Source organism: Atopobium sp. BS2 (assembly GCF_000565075.1).
In the GTDB taxonomy this organism is placed as follows: Bacteria; Actinomycetota; Coriobacteriia; order Coriobacteriales; family Atopobiaceae; genus Lancefieldella.
Map to the genome: position 1 here is coordinate 12,730 of NZ_JDFG01000012.1, position 16,296 is coordinate 29,025.

The 16,296-nt window shown below is 49.7% G+C and carries 12 protein-coding genes; 2 read left to right on the forward strand and 10 right to left on the reverse strand.

What is annotated here, in order from left to right:
* Positions 1–39: 39 nt before the first annotated feature.
* Together HMPREF1492_RS00950 and HMPREF1492_RS00955 are read left to right on the forward strand one after the other, a co-directional pair.
* Positions 40–528 carry a dihydrofolate reductase gene (locus HMPREF1492_RS00950; RefSeq protein ID WP_035435027.1) on the forward strand — a complete coding sequence of 163 codons (489 nt, stop codon included), beginning with the start codon at positions 40–42 and terminating at the stop codon, positions 526–528.
* A gap of 242 nt (positions 529–770) precedes the next feature.
* A complete protein-coding gene (locus tag HMPREF1492_RS00955; protein WP_035435030.1) occupies positions 771–1,814 on the forward strand; it encodes a putative endonuclease domain-containing protein in 1,044 nt (347 codons plus the stop codon).
* A 350-nt stretch (positions 1,815–2,164) separates the two neighbouring features.
* Here HMPREF1492_RS00955 and adhE read toward each other — a convergent pair whose 3' ends face one another.
* The 10 genes from adhE to HMPREF1492_RS01005 all read right to left on the reverse strand — a co-directional run bounded on the left by adhE (position 2,165) and on the right by HMPREF1492_RS01005 (position 16,088).
* Positions 2,165–4,783 carry a bifunctional acetaldehyde-CoA/alcohol dehydrogenase gene (gene adhE / locus HMPREF1492_RS00960; protein ID WP_035435032.1) on the reverse strand — a complete coding sequence of 873 codons (2,619 nt, stop codon included), beginning with the start codon at positions 4,781–4,783 and terminating at the stop codon, positions 2,165–2,167.
* A 67-nt stretch (positions 4,784–4,850) separates the two neighbouring features.
* Positions 4,851–5,642, reverse strand: coding sequence for a PLP-dependent transferase (locus HMPREF1492_RS00965; protein ID WP_353573409.1), 792 nt, complete (start codon positions 5,640–5,642; stop codon positions 4,851–4,853).
* Between the two features lie 16 nt (positions 5,643–5,658).
* Positions 5,659–7,425, reverse strand: coding sequence for a threonine--tRNA ligase (thrS, locus tag HMPREF1492_RS00970; protein WP_035435034.1), 1,767 nt, complete (start codon positions 7,423–7,425; stop codon positions 5,659–5,661).
* A gap of 137 nt (positions 7,426–7,562) precedes the next feature.
* On the reverse strand, positions 7,563–7,994 hold the full coding sequence (locus tag HMPREF1492_RS00975) for a zinc ribbon domain-containing protein (RefSeq protein WP_012808713.1): 432 nt from the start codon (positions 7,992–7,994) through the stop codon (positions 7,563–7,565).
* Positions 7,995–8,080: 86 nt separating this feature from the next.
* A complete protein-coding gene (locus HMPREF1492_RS00980; RefSeq protein WP_035435036.1) occupies positions 8,081–9,505 on the reverse strand; it encodes a bifunctional folylpolyglutamate synthase/dihydrofolate synthase in 1,425 nt (474 codons plus the stop codon).
* A gap of 12 nt (positions 9,506–9,517) precedes the next feature.
* Entirely contained in the window at positions 9,518–10,105 is a 588-nt protein-coding gene (gene folE / locus HMPREF1492_RS00985; protein ID WP_035435038.1) for a GTP cyclohydrolase I FolE, read from the reverse strand.
* Between the two features lie 21 nt (positions 10,106–10,126).
* Positions 10,127–10,996: a bifunctional 5,10-methylenetetrahydrofolate dehydrogenase/5,10-methenyltetrahydrofolate cyclohydrolase gene (locus HMPREF1492_RS00990; protein WP_198014325.1), complete on the reverse strand. Its 870-nt coding sequence runs from the start codon at positions 10,994–10,996 to the stop codon at positions 10,127–10,129.
* A gap of 1 nt (position 10,997) precedes the next feature.
* Entirely contained in the window at positions 10,998–11,651 is a 654-nt protein-coding gene (locus HMPREF1492_RS00995; protein WP_035435041.1) for a cyclodeaminase/cyclohydrolase family protein, read from the reverse strand.
* Entirely contained in the window at positions 11,651–13,324 is a 1,674-nt protein-coding gene (locus HMPREF1492_RS01000; protein ID WP_035435042.1) for a formate--tetrahydrofolate ligase, read from the reverse strand. The genes HMPREF1492_RS00995 and HMPREF1492_RS01000 overlap by 1 nt, the downstream gene beginning before the upstream one ends.
* Positions 13,325–13,400: 76 nt before the next feature.
* On the reverse strand, positions 13,401–16,088 hold the full coding sequence (locus HMPREF1492_RS01005; RefSeq protein WP_035435292.1) for a valine--tRNA ligase: 2,688 nt from the start codon (positions 16,086–16,088) through the stop codon (positions 13,401–13,403).
* Between the last annotated feature and the right edge of the window lie 208 nt (positions 16,089–16,296).

Sequence of the window (16,296 nt, forward strand, 5' to 3'; positions counted from 1 at the left end):
CATCATTTCATTTAAGACGATACTTGCCAGGAGAACCACATGAACGCAATTGTTTCTGTAACACACGATTGGGGCATCGGATGCGACGGGGACCTTCTCATCCCCAACAAGGCCGACATGAAGCATTTTGTCGAGCATACGCGCGGTTGCACAGTTGTCATGGGCAGAAAGACGCTGGAGAGCTTCCCTGGCGGACCGCTTAAAGGTCGCCGCAACATCGTCATCTCTAGAAACGCCGATTACCAGGTCGAAGGCGTTGAGGTTGTGTCGTCGGCAGAGGAAGCACTTCGTTTAGTTGAGGATGAAGCTCCCGAGAAGGTCTGGCTTATTGGTGGAGCTTCGATTTACCGCACCCTTCTCGACAAGTGCTCTTACGCGTACGTGACAAAACACGACACCGTAGTTGACGCGGACACATACTTCCCCAACCTGGATGAAGACCCTGCGTGGGAAGTTTGTAACGAGGAAGACGGCGGCGTGACTCCGGAAGGCATCGCTTTCAAGTTTGTTACCTACAAGCACGTTTAACTGGTGTGCGCGATCTACAAGGCCGTTCAGTCTCTGCGCGTTCAATCGTATGAATTTCATGTTGATTGGTCGAAACGTTTCATAGACTCTTTGATTTAGTTTTTATCTAAGTCCTCTTTTACCTGCATGTATGAGGGGACTTTTCTTGTTTTGGAAGATTCGAGTTAAAGGGCTGGCAAACAACCGACAGATTGCTGAAAAATCGTGCTGGTATATTCGTTTCTCATTCTAAGGAGGAGCGGATGGATATTATTTTCTCGCATGAAACTGCACTACAAATCTGCGCACAACTTAAGACACGCAGAAATGATGATGTTCTTTTGCAACGGACAACGAGGGATTTGCGCGCAACATATTCTGCGTGTTCAGATGAGGTGTATGAAGAAAAACTCCGATTTCTTAAGAAAGAATATGGCATAGTCTTGTCTAAAACCACTCATGAAATACTCAGAGACAATTTAAGGACTAGATTTTCTGAAACGCGAGTATCACACCAGTTCAAATGTCTTTTGCCGGCAGGCTCCCTTATTGATCTGGGGCAGAATATTTATTGTGTTACGCCTTCCCTAGCTGTTTGCTTACTCTCTAGGAATAAAAGTCCTCTTCATCAGATTGTGCTTGCGAATTTACTGATGGCCAGTTATGGTCATCTCCCAAACGGTGAGCTCTGCGAATTTGATACGTCGTTGGTTGCTCCGAACGAAATTGCGTCTCTATTGAATGCGCTTGAACCTTATTCTCCTGGATTACATGTCACACAAAAGAATATGCGCTTTTTCTTTTCTGATGCAGCCTCTCCCATGGAAGTAAAGATGGCAATTAGATCTGCTCTCCCATATTGTGAAGGTGGTTTCAATCAAACGCCAATTGCGTTGAATAAATCGTATGTAATAAAAGACCAAATAAACCCAGGGATACCAGCAAAAGAACGAAAGCTTGATTTGCTGTTCGGGAAGATGTCTAAATCAAATTTGTCTGGATTAAATTTAGTGGCTATCGAATATAACGGTGCGTATCATGATGACTTCTACCAGCAAAGAAAAGATAATCAAAGAACTAACGAACTGAACTCAGTGAGTATTAAAGAGTACTTTGTAAATGCGGATATCTACAGGAATCAGCTGGCAATGCAAAATATGTTCCTGAGCATTAAAAAAGACTTGGGAGACAGCAATCTGTACCGGATCAAGCAGACGCTGCGCCAGTATTCTCATGAGCAATTCATTTTGATGAATAAACTTGACTCAATATACAGATTTATGAATGAACTAATATATAAAGTTTAACTATCCCTAAATTGCCCTATGTGACAACACAGCAAAGTCAGATAATCTGCAAAATTCGATGTCAATAGCACATCAAATGAAGATATTCTGCACTAAACACGCATTTTTGGAGCAATGTATAGCCTTTTTTGACAGATTATGTGACATAGGTGTGTTTTGTGAATCTGTAATCGTAGGTCCAATTAAATTTGCCCCTCGGGCGATTAGGTAGAAGGTTTAGAAAGCCAACAAAAGAGCCGGTTACCTGGGTTTTAGGTAACCGGCTCTTGCTTTGTGCTTTACGCGCTTCGTGGTGGGCGCTCCGGGGTGGATGCGCTACGTAGCGGTTGCGACTGTGACGCACGCGAGAGTTAGTCCTCGTAGAAGCCTGGCTCGCGACCGTAGTAAGCATCCAGGTAGAGCTCGCGGAGCTCGGAAACAAGTGGATAGCGTGGGTTTGCGCCAGTGCACTGGTCATCGAATGCCTGCTCGGACATCTCATCAAGGGTATCGAGGAAGTACTTCTCATCTACGCCGTAGTCCTTGATGGTCTCCTTGACGCCGATGTATGCCTTGAGCTCCTCAATCTTCTTGACGAAGTTCTCAAAGACCTCACGGTCATCCTTGCCGGTAACGCCGCAGAAACGGCCTGCCTCAGCGTAACGTGCGAGGGTGTGTGGATGATCGTATTGTGGGAAGGTTCCCATCTTTGTTGGACGCTCAGCTGCGTTGTAGCGCATAACGCGAGTAAGGATAACTGCGTTTGCCCAACCGTGTGGAATGTGGTGGAAAGCGCCCAGTTTGTGAGCCATAGAGTGGTTGATACCGAGGAATGCATTAGCAAATGCAAGACCACCCAGGCAGGAAGCATTTGCCATGTGATCGCGTGCCTCAACATCGTTTGGATTGTCATAAGCACGTGGCAAGTACTCAAAGACCAGCTTCATGCCGCGAAGAGCCATGCCATCTGTGTAGTCAGATGCCATCATAGAGACAAATGCCTCGAGGCAGTGAGTAAGAACGTCGATACCAGAAGCAGAGGTCAGGCCCTTAGGCTGGCTCATCATGTTGTCGGTATCAACAATTGCCATGTTAGGCAGCAACTCGTAGTCTGCAAGTGGGTACTTAACGCCGTTGTCAGCATCAGTGATGATGGCAAATGGAGTTACCTCGGAACCAGTACCAGAAGAAGTTGGAATAGCAACGAAGAATGCCTTGTTGCCCATCTTAGGATAGTTGTAGACACGCTTGCGGATATCCAAGAAGTCCGCTGCCATGTCCTCAAACTTCTCCTCTGGGTTCTCGTACATGGACCACATAATCTTACCTGCGTCCATAGCAGAACCGCCGCCGATTGCGATGATGCAGTCTGGCTCGAAGGAGCGAATGCGAGCTACACCCTCAAGAGCGCACTGAAGTGTTGGGTCTGGAGCAACATCCCAGAATGAAGAGTGGACGATGCCCAGGGAATCCAGAGTCTCCTCGATGGTCTTGGTGAAGCCACTCTTGTATAGGAACTGGTCTGTGACAATGAAGACGCGCTTCTTGTTGTAGACCTCTTTGAGCTCACGGAGAGCAAGAGGCATGCAGCCCCTCTTGAAGTAGACCTTCTCAGGTACACGAAGCCAAAGCATATTCTCTTGCCTCTCTGCAACAGACTTGTAGTTAAGCAGGTGCTGTGGGCCAACATTGCCGGAGACGGAGTTGCCGCCCCAGGTGCCGCAGCCAAGGGTTAGGGATGGAGCCATCTTGAAGTTGTAGAGGTCTCCAATACCACCCTGAGAGGAAGGTGTATTAATCAGGATACGGCAGGTCTTCATTGCCTCCTGATGCTTAGCAATCTTCTCTTTCTCGTTAATGTTGACGTAAAGAGAGCTGGTGTGACCGTAGCCACCATCAGCAACAAGACGCTCAGCCTTAGCAATAGCCTCGTCAAAAGTCTTTGCACGATACATGCCAAGAACTGGAGAAAGCTTCTCGTGAGCCATCTCTTCTGAAGGCTCAACAGAGGTTACCTCGCCGATAAGAACCTTGGTCTTCTCTGGAACATCAACACCAGCGGTCTTTGCAATGAAGTGAGCAGACTTACCAACAATACCTGCGTTAACAGCGCCGTTAACAATGACGGTCTTACGGACAGCGTCAAGCTCTTTGCCCTGGAGGAAGTAGCAGCCGCGATCAGCAAACTCCTTCTTAACCTGGTCATATACGCTGTCAAGAACGGTAACGGACTGCTCGGAAGCGCAAATCATACCGTTATCGAACGTCTTGGAGTGGATGATGGAGCTAACTGCAAGCTTGATGTCTGCAGTATCGTCGATGATAACAGGAGTGTTACCAGGTCCAACGCCCAGAGCTGGCTTACCAGAAGAGTAAGCTGCGTTAACCATACCTGGACCACCGGTTGCCAGGATGATGTCAGCATTGCTCATGACTGCTGCAGTCATATCAATGGTAGGAGCTGGTACCCAGTCGATAATACCCTTGGGGCAGCCGGCCTTCTCGGCAGCATCGCGAACAATACGAGCGGCAGCAATGGTGCACTCTTTTGCGCGTGGGTGTGGGGAAATGATAATGGCGTTTCTTGTCTTCAGAGCAAGAAGTGTCTTAAAGATTGCGGTAGAAGTTGGGTTAGTAGTTGGAATAACTGCAGCTACGATACCCATTGGCTCGGCTACAACTCGATAACCTGCAGCTGGATCATCCTCTACAACACCACAAGTCTTCATATCCTTGTATTTGTTGTAAATATACTCTGCTGCGTAATGGTTCTTGATAACCTTATCTTCCATTACACCCATGCCAGTTTCTTCAACTGCCATGCGAGCAAGAGGGATACGATTTTTCTCAGCCGCAAGAGCAGCTTCATAGAAAATCTTATCGACCTGCTCTTGAGTGAATGTTGCAAACTCTGCCTGTGCTTCGCGCATCTCTTCGAGGCGCTTGAGCAAAGTATCAACATCCTCAATTTGAGTAGCCTTCTTTGCCATAAAATCCCCTTCTATTTAGGAACATTAATTCAAATTATACCAAGGTCTGCTAAACAAATACTTACCGTTAACCAAGTCTCTCAAAATTTATAATCTGCGTTCTGGCGTCTTCATCAGTTGCTGTAAATCTATGCCATTCACCTGGCGATTCTTTCCACATGTAATCCACATACGGACCAAATCCACCCACCAGCTGCGATGTTGCGCACGCAAAGCTCGGGTCCGTCTTGAGACCCGGATAGCGCACCGCCTCGACGCACGGATGGCACGCCAGGTACGCGGCAACCACCTGCGCCGCGTCGCTCGCCGCGTGGCGAGAAACCCGTGCACTCGCCTGCTCTTCCGCTCCCGTGGCAGAAATCGTCACGTCCTCTGCAGGACACGCTTTTGCTTCAACCGCCTCTGCGACCCACGGTATGCAGCACTTTCGCATGCACACGACAACATATCCCGGCACCCGAGCGTCCTCGGCCACTGTAAGCTCTGCCCCCAAGCGACACGCGGGGCTCAACTCGGCTCCGATCGTACGCACGTCTGCCACCAGCAGCTCCCCTGCTGCAGCTCTGCCTTTGATGTCGCACACCTCAACGGGCACGCCAGCAAGCGGCTCCACGACGGTTGCACCGCCCGAAACCAGTGTGGCGAGAAGTTCGTCTACATAGGAAACAGGGACAAGCCGCGCACGGCCTGCCCCTGTCATTTTTACGTATTCAGCTACAACGTCAGTTGCAGTTTGCGTGACAACGTCGGTTGCGGTTTGCGTGACAACGTCGGTTGCGGTTTGCGTAACGCCGTCGATTGCACCGACACTCTTCGTGCCGCCTGCGCCATCCTGCGCGGTGCCACCCATAACCTGCACTTTGTCCGAAACCTTATTAACCAACGCGCTCAGCATTCTCTTTGACAACCTGAGCAATGAACTCGTCAAGCTCTGCAACGTGAGTCTCGTTGGAGCGGTCGCGGACAGAAATGTTTCCTGCCTCAACCTCCTGCTCACCAAGGATGAGCATATAAGGAACGCGATCCAGGGAGCGAGCCTCACGGATCTTATAGCCGATCTTCTCGTCACGGTCGTCCACCTTAACGCGAATACCAGCGGCAGCAAGCTTATCGGCAACCTCATGAGCATAAGGGCGAGACTTCTCGGAGACAGGAAGGACCTTGACCTGGCATGGGCTCAGCCAGACCGGGAACTTGCCTTCGTAGTTCTCGGTCAAAATACCAATGAAGCGCTCGAAGGAACCAAAGCCAGCGCGGTGAATCATGATTGGCTGCTTCTTGGTACCGTCGGAGTCAATGTACTCAAGCTGGAAGTTGTGAGGCAGCTGGAAGTCAAGCTGGATGGTACCGCACTGCCAAGAACGACCGAGGCAGTCGGTCAGATGGAAGTCAATCTTTGGACCGTAGAACGCGCCGTCGCCCTCGTTGACAACGTACTCAATGCCCATAGACTCAAGTGCGTCTCGCAGGCCCTGCTCAGCGCGCTCCCAATCCTCATCAGAACCCATAGAATCCTCTGGGCGCGTAGAAAGCTCAACGCGGTATGGGAAGCCAAACTGTGCATAGTAAGCGGTAATGAGGTGAGACGCATCCGTGACCTGCTCAGTAATCTGATCAGGACGGATAAAGAGGTGTGCATCGTCCTGAGTAAACTCACGAACACGGAACAAACCGTGCAGAGCGCCCTTCATCTCATAACGGTGATCAAGACCAGCCTCAGCCAGCTTCATAGGAAGATCCCTATAAGAACGTGGCTTGGACTTGTAAATCAAGCATGCACCAGGGCAGTTCATAGGCTTAATTGCAAAGTCCTCTTCATCTACCGTGGTGGTGTACATATTCTCTTTGTAGTGGTCCCAGTGACCAGAAGTCTCCCAAAGGGAACGCGAGAGGATCAGTGGGGTCTGAACCTCCTGGTAACCAAAGCGAGCCTGCATCTCATGCCAGTAATCGGTCAGGGCGTTGCGCAGAGCCATACCGTTTGGAAGCCAGAATGGAGAGCCAGGACCAAAGTCGGACATCATGAAGAGCTCCATCTCACGACCAATCTTTCTGTGGTCGCGCTTCTCGGCCTCTTCAATCATCTTGAGGTACTGAGCAAGTTCATCTTTGGAACCAAACGCAACACCATAAATTCTGGTGAGCATCTTGTTGTTCTTATTGGCCTTCCAATACGCACCAGAAATGCTGGTCAGCTTAAAAGCCTTAACACCCTTGGTGTAGAGCATATGAGGGCCAACGCACATGTCAACATATTCACCCTGCTTGTAGAAGGTGATGTGAGCGTCAGGAGCAAGATCGCCAATGTGCTCAACCTTGTAAGACTCGCCGCGCTCCTTCATGTAGGCAATAGCCTCATCACGAGGAAGTTCAAACGTCTCAATCTTGAGGTTCTCTTTGACAATCTTCTTCATCTCAGCTTCGATAGCTGGGAAATCGTCCTCGTTAACCTTAGTGTCTCCAAGATCAACGTCATAGTAGAAACCGTTTTCGGTTGCTGGACCATAGGCAAACTGTGCGTGTGGGTACAGACGCTTCAAAGCCTGAGCAAGCAGGTGAGCTGCATCGTGGCGAATAACCCCAAGCTCTTCAGCTGCATCGTTAATCTCGCCAACATGGCCGTCGTTATATAAAACCTTCATGTAAAACCCCTCAGAGGTAGCTACTCATAGAAACAGGCACGGCGCCTACTCTGCTCACACAGGAGCTTAGGAGCAGACGCCTACATAGTCTCTGTTGTAAAACACCAGATTGCCATCATAAAGAACAAAACCAAACGTTATTGAATGCGAGTGCGGCAGTAAGGGCAAACCTTCCAGTCTGCGTTCAGTGGACGATGGCATGTTGGGCAAACGTTTCTAACCTGCGTATTGCAGATTGGGCACACGATAAAATCGCGGTCGATTGGTGCGGAGCACTTAGGGCAAATGCCGTAGTGAGACAGCTGGTGCTCACGAAGGGCAATGTCAAGGTCCTGCTCCTCACGGTCAATGAGGTAGCTGCTTGGACGCAGAATAACGTAAGCAAGCAGGCCAACAACAGGAACAACAGAAATGACTGCCCACATCCACCAAGGCTCTGCGCCACGACGCTGAGCATCGCGAATAACGTAGATGATGGAAAGGATATAAAGCATTACGACGCAAATGACCATGAGGTAAATAACCATACGTACCTCAGGTGTAATAATCTGATCAAGAATCTCCTGCATCTGACAGCCCCTTCTGCTGGCTTTTTGTTCTCTCCTAAATCGTACGACAAACCGCCTCAAAAATGGGCGAAATGTCGCAGATAAATTTATTTTACCAAAGCATCGCTAAATTGTGCAGCAACCTCGCCAGCAAGTGAAATTGTTCCACATGCCACAAAACTCTTCTCGCGCAAGGCGTCCACTGCCTCAGGGACGCTTTTGTAGACCGCTACCACGTTTGCGCCGCAGGATTTGTACAGCTCAGCAAGCTCATCTGCATCCATGGCGCGATCGTTGTCCGTCTGGGTTACCGCTACCTCAGGGAACTCTTTGGCGAGAAGTTCTGCGATGCCCTTAACGTCTTTATCTGCAAAAACTGCAGTCAAAAGCATGGGTCGATTAGCAACTTCTGGCTCAATTGAGCGGATAGCAGTTAAGAACGTCTCGATTGACTGGGGGTTGTGAGCTGCGTCGATAAGCACTAAAGGCTTAGGCTGAAGCAGCTGGAACCTGCCAGGTGTAGGACACCTAGTTGTGGAGAAAAACGCTTTTTCTGCATCAAGCGGACGACCCAGAAAATCCTCAGCCAAGCAGGTTGCCAGAGCAATATTTGCTGCCTGGTAGCTTGGTTTAAGTGCAGCAAGGTCTTCGTAGATTGCACGCGGCGTCACAACCGTAAGCTCTAGCGGAAATCCAATGCTCTTAGGTTTTTTGGTAATGAAGAAGTGAGCGTGTGGCAACTCTGGGTGGTCAGATGTCTGACCAGCAAAAACCTCTCCTTCAACGTCTTCAGGCTTGTCAGCCACAAGAAGGGTTGGGACAACGCCCGCGGAAGCCGCCTGGGACAAGAATACGTCCTGGACACTCTGAGGAGTTGTCGTTCCCACACCAAGCACGCAGGTACGACCAGGTTTGATGATGGCGGCCTTCTCGCCAGCAATAGCCTCGAGGGTATCGCCTAGGATACGCGTGTGGTCCAGGCCAACGCCCGTGATGGCAACGGAGGTGATGTTTTGCGCAGCGCTTGTTGCGTCCCACCTACCACCCATGCCACACTCAAGCACACAGACGTCAATCTCTGCCTCGGCAAAGACCACGAGAGCTGCGACCGTAAGCAGGTCAAACTCGGTGATGTCATAAGGGCGCTCGCCCAAAGCGGCTCGCTGAGCGTTGACGCGCTCCCCCGCTACCTGAGCTGCAGAGACACCGTGAGCAAAGGCAGCCTCAGAAACAGGCGAGCCGTTGATCTCCATGCGCTCGGTATAGCTGATGAGCTCAGGAGATGTGTACAGAGCGGTCTTGAGACCCTCTCCCTTGAGCAGGGCTGCAGTGTATCTAGAGGTAGACGTTTTGCCGTTGGTACCTGCAATCTGAACACTCTTGAAGCAAAGGTCAGGGTTACCCAGCTCTTTGAGCATGTCTTCCACGCTCTCCAGCAAAGGCTGGATGCCAAATTTCTTTGTATCGTGAAGCACCTTTAGAGACTGCTCATAACTCAACTCAGGCACAGAAAAAGGAACGGAATAACTCATTGCACATACCTCTTATAGGCCGAGCAGACGCATAGCTTCTGCACGGGTTTTCTCGTTAGTTTTAAAAATGCCACGAACCGCAGATGTGGTGGTCAAAGCGCCCGATGCCCTAATGCCGCGCATACTCATGCACGTATGCTCAGCCTCCATAACCACTAAAACGCCCAAGGGATCAAGCTCTTCTACCATAGCATCAGCAATCTGGCCTGTAAGGCGCTCCTGTACCTGCAAACGGCGAGAATATCCACTGACGCAGCGAGCAATCTTGGAAAGGCCGGTAATACGACCATTTTGTGGAATGTAGCAAACGTGCGCCTTGCCCACAAACGGCAAAATGTGATGCTCGCAGGTAGACGAGAAAGGAATGTCGCGGACAATAACCATCTCTTTATTGCCCTCTTCATGGAACTGTTTGCGCAGGTGAGCTGCAGGATTTTCCTGCATACCACCAAAGAGCTCCACGCAAGCACGAGCAACACGGTCTGGTGTATCAAGCAGACCTTCTCGCTCTGGATCCTCACCAATAGCAAGCAAAAACTCCTTGACCGCGGCTTTTACGCGCTCTTGGTCAAGCTCTTTATAGTTATTTTCCGCTGCCATGAGGCAACCTACCTTTCACTCTTATGCAAGCGTTCTTTGAGCTGCAGCAACAACATGGCGAGCAAGAATTGCCGTTGTCACGCTACCCACACCGCCAGGAACAGGAGTATAAGCACTTACCAGAGGAGCTACCTGCTCTGTATTGACGTCGCCAACCAGCTTTTGAGTTGCTTCATCCCAGTTAATGCCTACGTCAACGATGATCTGACCAGCTCTTACGAAGTCAGCCCCAATAAGGTGCGCACGACCTGCAGCCACAACCACAACCTCTGCCTGCTTAAGCGTAGCGGCAAGGTCTTTGGTTTTGCTGTGGCACACCGTAACCGTGGCGTTTCTTGCGCTTAAAAGCGCAGCAACTGGACGACCAATGACATTTGAGCGACCAACAACTGCAACAGGCGCTCCCTCAAGGGGCACCTGGTAAAAATCAAGAAGCGCCAGAACTGCCTCTGCAGTACAAGGTCCCAGAGCACCAGGAGTTCCACAAAGCGTTGCGAGCAGCATTGAATCAGTCGCACAATCAACATCTTTTTCTGGAGCTAGATGCTGGAGCGCTTCATGCTCATCAATTTCAGCGGGAAAAGGACGCATAGGCAGACAACCATGCACCGATGCGTCGGCAGAAACCTGATCAAACGCAGCATTTACCTGCTCTTGCGTAGCGTCTTCTGGAAGCTCAATGATCTCAACTTCAAAGCCAACCTTCTCTGCACGCGTATATGCCGCGCGCTCATAGGTAAGGTCATCACTTTTCTGCCCAATGCGAACAATAACCAGCTTAGGAGTGACCCCTTGTGCACGAAGTTCCTGAACCTGAGCAGCAAGTTTTTCAGTTATTGCCTTAGCAACAGGAGCGCCACGAAGCTCCTTTGACAGAGACTCTAAGCTCATGTTATGCCTCCTGTCTCAGCTGTGCGCTCACCGCATCACTTACGGCGTCAGCTCGTGATACATAGGTGTCCAGAAGCTTATCCGCCTCATCAAGCAGCGTTTGAGCGTACGCCGAATCATGCATAGAACGAGTGTTTACAAACAGCGTATGAGAAGCGGCAATCAAAGCGCCACGTGCCAAGGCAGCACCGCAGCCCACATCGGATAAAAGCATACGGGAGCCCTTAATAAGCATCTCTTCAAGAAGCTCAATGGACTCGCATACTTTTCTCATAACCTTTAGTGGTGGCTGAGCTGCTTCTTTAAGAGCATCTTCAACAATTTCTGCTCGCTTTGGGTTGTCCTTGGGCACGCTAAACGCACTTGACACCAGCAAAAACTGACGAGAGTCCTCGTCCATCAACTCCATAAAGTCCTGACGGAGCGCACTGGCTCGAGCAATATATTTTGCAAGATCATCTTCATGCTGAGCGTAGGCAGGTTTTCCTTGTGCGTAGACACCGGCCATTGAAGCCAAAGATACTGCAAGCGCACCTACATAAGCGGCAGCACTACCGCCACCAGGAATAGGCTCTTTAGCAGCAAGGTGTTGAGCATAAGAGTCTGCACTATAGGTTGTAAACGCTACTTCTTCAGGTGAAGAGGGATAAGACATTAGAAAAGACCCACAATTCTTCCATCATCAAGAACATCAATGTGCTCTGCAGCAGGAACCTTTGGAAGTCCTGGCATGGTCATAATAGAGCCCGTAAGGCAGACCACAAAGCCAGCACCTGCAGAAACACGAACTTCTCGCACAGTAATCTTAAAGTTTTCTGGAGCACCCAATTTGGTCTGGTCATCAGTAAATGAGTACTGGGTTTTTGCCATACAAATAGGAAGCTCACCAAAGCCAAGCTCTTCAAGCTGCTGAAGTTGCTTGGCGGCACTTGGAGCAAATTCAACACCATCGGCGTGGTAAATCTTGGTAGCAATGTCAGTAATTTTCTGCTTCAAAGACTCTTTGACATCGTATGCAAAGGTGAGTTTAGACTCAGTCTGACAGAGGCGCATGACCTCTTCTGCCAAAGCTTGACCACCCTTTCCACCTTTTGCCCAAACCTCAGACAGCACTACATTTACGCCACGCTTCTTGCACTCCTCCTCTACCAGAGCAAGTTCTTCTGCGGTATCGGTTGGGAATGCATTGATAGCAACAACTACAGGAAGACCGTAGACGGTCTGAATGTTGTCAACATGACGTAGAAGATTAGGAATGCCCTCTTTAAGCGCCTCAACGTTTTGCTGGTTAAGATCTGCTTTGGCAACGCCTCCGTTGTACTTAAGAGCACGAACGGTTGCCACCAAAACAACAGCCGATGGAGCAAGGCCAGTAGCTCTGCATTTGATGTCCAAGAACTTCTCGGCACCAAGATCTGCACCAAAACCAGCCTCGGTAACAACGTAATCAGCAAGACGAAGAGCAGTCTTTGTTGCCTCAACCGTATTGCAACCGTGAGCAATGTTGGCAAAAGGACCACCGTGGACAAGAGCAGGTGTGTGCTCAAGTGTCTGGACCAGATTAGGCTGAATAGCATCTTTGAGCAGCGCTGTCATAGCGCCCTCTGCGTGAATATCGCTAACGGTTACAGGCTTGCGGTCATAAGTGTAGGCAATAACCATTCTACCCAGGCGCTCTTTAAGGTCTTTGATGCCGGAAGCAAGGCAAAATACAGCCATGACCTCGGAGGCAACGGTAATATCAAAGCCGTCTTGTCTTGGCATTCCGTCAGCAATGCCGCCAAGACCGTCAACAACATTTCTGAGCTGGCGATCGTTCATATCAACGCAGCGCTTCCACACCACGCGGCGTGGATCAATGTTGAGGCTATTACCCTGCTTGATGTGGTTATCCAGCATGGCGGCGCAGAGGTTGTTTGCAGCGCCAATAGCGTGGAAGTCTCCGGTAAAGTGAAGGTTGATATCCTCCATAGGAACTACCTGGGCATAGCCGCCACCTGCAGCACCACCCTTGACGCCAAAGACAGGACCCAAAGAAGGCTCTCTCAGGGCCAACATGGCAGACTGTCCCAAGCTGGACAAGGCATCTGCCAGACCAACCGAGGTAGTAGTCTTTCCCTCGCCTGCCGGCGTTGGGTTAATGGCGGTTACCAGCACAAGTTTGCCGCGAAGAGGCTTATCTGCCAGAGCACGTGCATCAAGCTTTGCCTTATAGCGACCATAAGGCTCCAGAAGGTCCTCTGGAATACCCGCACGCTTTGCCACCTCAAAGATGGGAAGCATCTCGGATGATTGAGCAATCTCGATATCGGATGTAACCTCAGACATGTTGTTCCTAACCTAAAGTGGACTGTTTGCACGTACTAAACACATGATGCGGCTGTTACACCGCATCAAGTTTTACCTATGAGAAGTCGGCAATCTGCTGCTCTAGCTGAGCAACAAGCGTAGTAAGTTCTTCTGCGCGTGCACGTTTTTTCTCGATAACTTCAGGCGCTGCCTTAGCAACAAATCCCTGGTTAGCAAGGGTGCGCTCCACGCCAGAGAGCTCCTTCTTTGCAGACTCAAGATCTTTCTGAAGACGTTTAGCCTCAGCAGCAAGGTCAACAAGCTCGCCAAGAACAACGTACATTTCAAGGCCAGCATCGGTGACAGAAACAGAACCAGCAGGCTTCTGAGGCGCCTCAGCAACCTCAAATGAGCTTACGCGACCAACGTTCTGAATGAATGCTGCTTGCTCCTTCAACGCTGCAACATCCTGTGCTGGAGCTTTAACCACAACAGCAAGGTCTGTCTTTGGCGACAGCCTATAACGAGCGCGAGAAGAACGAACAGCAGAAACAACGGTCTTAGCAAGCGAGAAGTTATGCTCAGCTGCCTCGTCAACAAAGTTTGCAAGCTCCTGTGGGTCTGGCCACTCAGAGACCATCAAGAACTCCGCATCGTGACTCAAAAGACCAGATGCAGGAAGGGCATCCCAAACGCTCTCGGTAACAAATGGCATGGCTGGATGCAGAAGCCTCATGCTGACATCCAGGACAAAGACAAGGTTGCGCTGAACCTGCAGGCGCTGATCAGGAGTTCCGTCCAGAAGGCGACCCTTGCAGAGCTCAATGTACCAATCGCAGACATCATTCCAGAAGAAGGACTGAATGTTGCGAGCATACTCACCAAAGCCATAGGTCTCAAGCTGCTCAGTTGTCTCTGCAACAACCTTTGCAAGGCGCGAGAACATCCATGCATCTTCTGGTGTCTCTGCCTTTGGCATGCCGGCAGTGTAGCCGTCCAGGTTCATCTGAACAAAGCGACTTGCATTCCAAATCTTAGTAACAAATGAACGTGCCTGATCAGTTCTTGGAGACTCAATAAGCTCACGAGTCTTCTTATCAAGAACAGCATCAAACTTAACGTCCTGGTTGTTAGTGATAAGCGTAAGCAGGTTATAACGCATGGCGTCAGCACCGTACTTAGCAATCAGGTCCATAGGATCTACGCCGTTACCCTTTGACTTGGACATACGGCTGCCGTCCTTAGCCAAAATGGTTGCGTAGATGTAGACATCATGGAATGGAATCTCTTTGGTAAAGTAGAGCGAACTCATAATCATGCGAGCAACCCAAAGAGCAATGATGTCTCGAGCGGTTACCAGGACCTGTGTTGGGTGGTGACCCTCAAGCTGCTCAGGATGATCTGGCCAGCCCTGTGTAGCAAAAGTCCACAGCTGAGAAGAGAACCAGGTATCCAGAACGTCCTCATCCTGATGAACGTGATGGCCGCCACACTTTGGACAGACGTCAGTGTCTTCCATAAGAGCATCCTGCCAGCCACAATCATCGCAGTAGAACACAGGAATGCGGTGTCCCCACCAAAGCTGCCTGGAGATATTCCAGTCACGGAGATTCTCCATCCAAGTGAGGTAGGTCTGAGTCCAACGCTCTGGGTGGAAGGTGACCTGACCGTCTTCGACTACCTGTGCTGCAGGCTCTTTGAGCTTATCAACGGCAACAAACCACTGCTCAGAGAGCCATGGCTCAAGAGTTGTGCCGCAGCGGTAGCAATGCATAACAGAGTGATCAAGGTCTTCAACGTGATCAAGCAGACCGTGCTCTTCAAACCAAGCAACAATAGCCTCACGAGCCTGATCTCTATCAAGGCCGGAGAACTCACCATAGCCGTCAACAACAACTGCGTGCTCATCAAAGATGTTGATCTGCTCAAGATTGTGAGTCTGACCCATAGCAAAGTCGTTAGGGTCATGAGCTGGAGTTACCTTAACAAAACCGGTACCAAAGCCTGCGTCAACATGCCAGTCAGAGAAAATTGGAATCTCTCGATTAACAATGGGCAGAATAACAGTCTTTCCAACAAGATCTGCCTTTTCTGGATCTTGAGGAGAAACAGCCACGCCGGTATCGCCCAGCATAGTCTCTGGGCGAGTAGTAGCTACGGTAATGTACTCAACGCCATTAACAGGCTCTTTGAGTGGGTAACGTAGGTACCAAAGATGGCCCTTCTCGTCAGCGTACTCTGCTTCATCGTCAGAGATAGAAGTCTCGCAATGAGGACACCAGTTTACGATGCGCTTACCGCGGTAAATAAGCTGGTCATGATACCAATCAACAAAGACCTTACGTACTGCCTGAGTGTACTCAGGAGACATAGTAAACTTCTCGTCATTAAAATCAATGGAGCAGCCCATGCGCTTAATCTGAGAAACAATGGTTCCGCCGTACTCGCGCGTCCAATCCCAGCAAGCATCCAGGAACTTCTCGCGACCAATTTCAAGGCGAGAAATACCCTCTGACTTAAGCTTCTTGTCAACCTTAGTCTGGGTTGCAATGCCTGCGTGGTCAGTTCCTAGAATCCAACGAGTTGAATAACCGCGCATGCGAGAATAACGAATGTAGGTGTCCTGGATGGTGTCATCCATGGCATGACCCATGTGAAGGATGCCAGTAACGTTTGGTGGAGGGATAACTACCGTACGGTCTTCAGTTCCTTTGCTGCGACCATAGCAATCTGCCTTTATCCACTTTTCAATGAGCTCAGGTTCAGCTGCCTGAGGATCATAATTCTTGGGCATTTCTTCCACAGTAATCTTGCCTTTCATATGCTTTTAGCAGTATTCCTATTAACCATTTGAACAGTATAATGCATTAAAACAGATGTGGTTTAGGGGAATATATTAATGTAATTTTAATATTACATATAAAAAATTACACTTTGTATAAAAAGTAGTAGTATTGATTTGTCACAACATTCAATTCAAAGTTTTAGCTGAAAGAAGCCATAACAAACAT

What these genes read in the sequence shown, in the direction of transcription:
- HMPREF1492_RS00950 (WP_035435027.1), top strand. Translation starts at nt 40, where the DNA reads ATGAACGCAATTGTTTCTGTAACACACGATTGGGGCATCGGATGCGAC.
- HMPREF1492_RS00955 (WP_035435030.1), top strand. Translation starts at nt 771, where the DNA reads ATGGATATTATTTTCTCGCATGAAACTGCACTACAAATCTGCGCACAA.
- adhE (WP_035435032.1), bottom strand. Translation starts at nt 4,783, where the DNA reads ATGGCAAAGAAGGCTACTCAAATTGAGGATGTTGATACTTTGCTCAAG.
- thrS (WP_035435034.1), bottom strand. Translation starts at nt 7,425, where the DNA reads ATGAAGGTTTTATATAACGACGGCCATGTTGGCGAGATTAACGATGCA.
- HMPREF1492_RS00975 (WP_012808713.1), bottom strand. Translation starts at nt 7,994, where the DNA reads ATGCAGGAGATTCTTGATCAGATTATTACACCTGAGGTACGTATGGTT.
- HMPREF1492_RS00980 (WP_035435036.1), bottom strand. Translation starts at nt 9,505, where the DNA reads ATGAGTTATTCCGTTCCTTTTTCTGTGCCTGAGTTGAGTTATGAGCAG.
- folE (WP_035435038.1), bottom strand. Translation starts at nt 10,105, where the DNA reads ATGGCAGCGGAAAATAACTATAAAGAGCTTGACCAAGAGCGCGTAAAA.
- HMPREF1492_RS00990 (WP_198014325.1), bottom strand. Translation starts at nt 10,996, where the DNA reads ATGAGCTTAGAGTCTCTGTCAAAGGAGCTTCGTGGCGCTCCTGTTGCT.
- HMPREF1492_RS00995 (WP_035435041.1), bottom strand. Translation starts at nt 11,651, where the DNA reads ATGTCTTATCCCTCTTCACCTGAAGAAGTAGCGTTTACAACCTATAGT.
- HMPREF1492_RS01000 (WP_035435042.1), bottom strand. Translation starts at nt 13,324, where the DNA reads ATGTCTGAGGTTACATCCGATATCGAGATTGCTCAATCATCCGAGATG.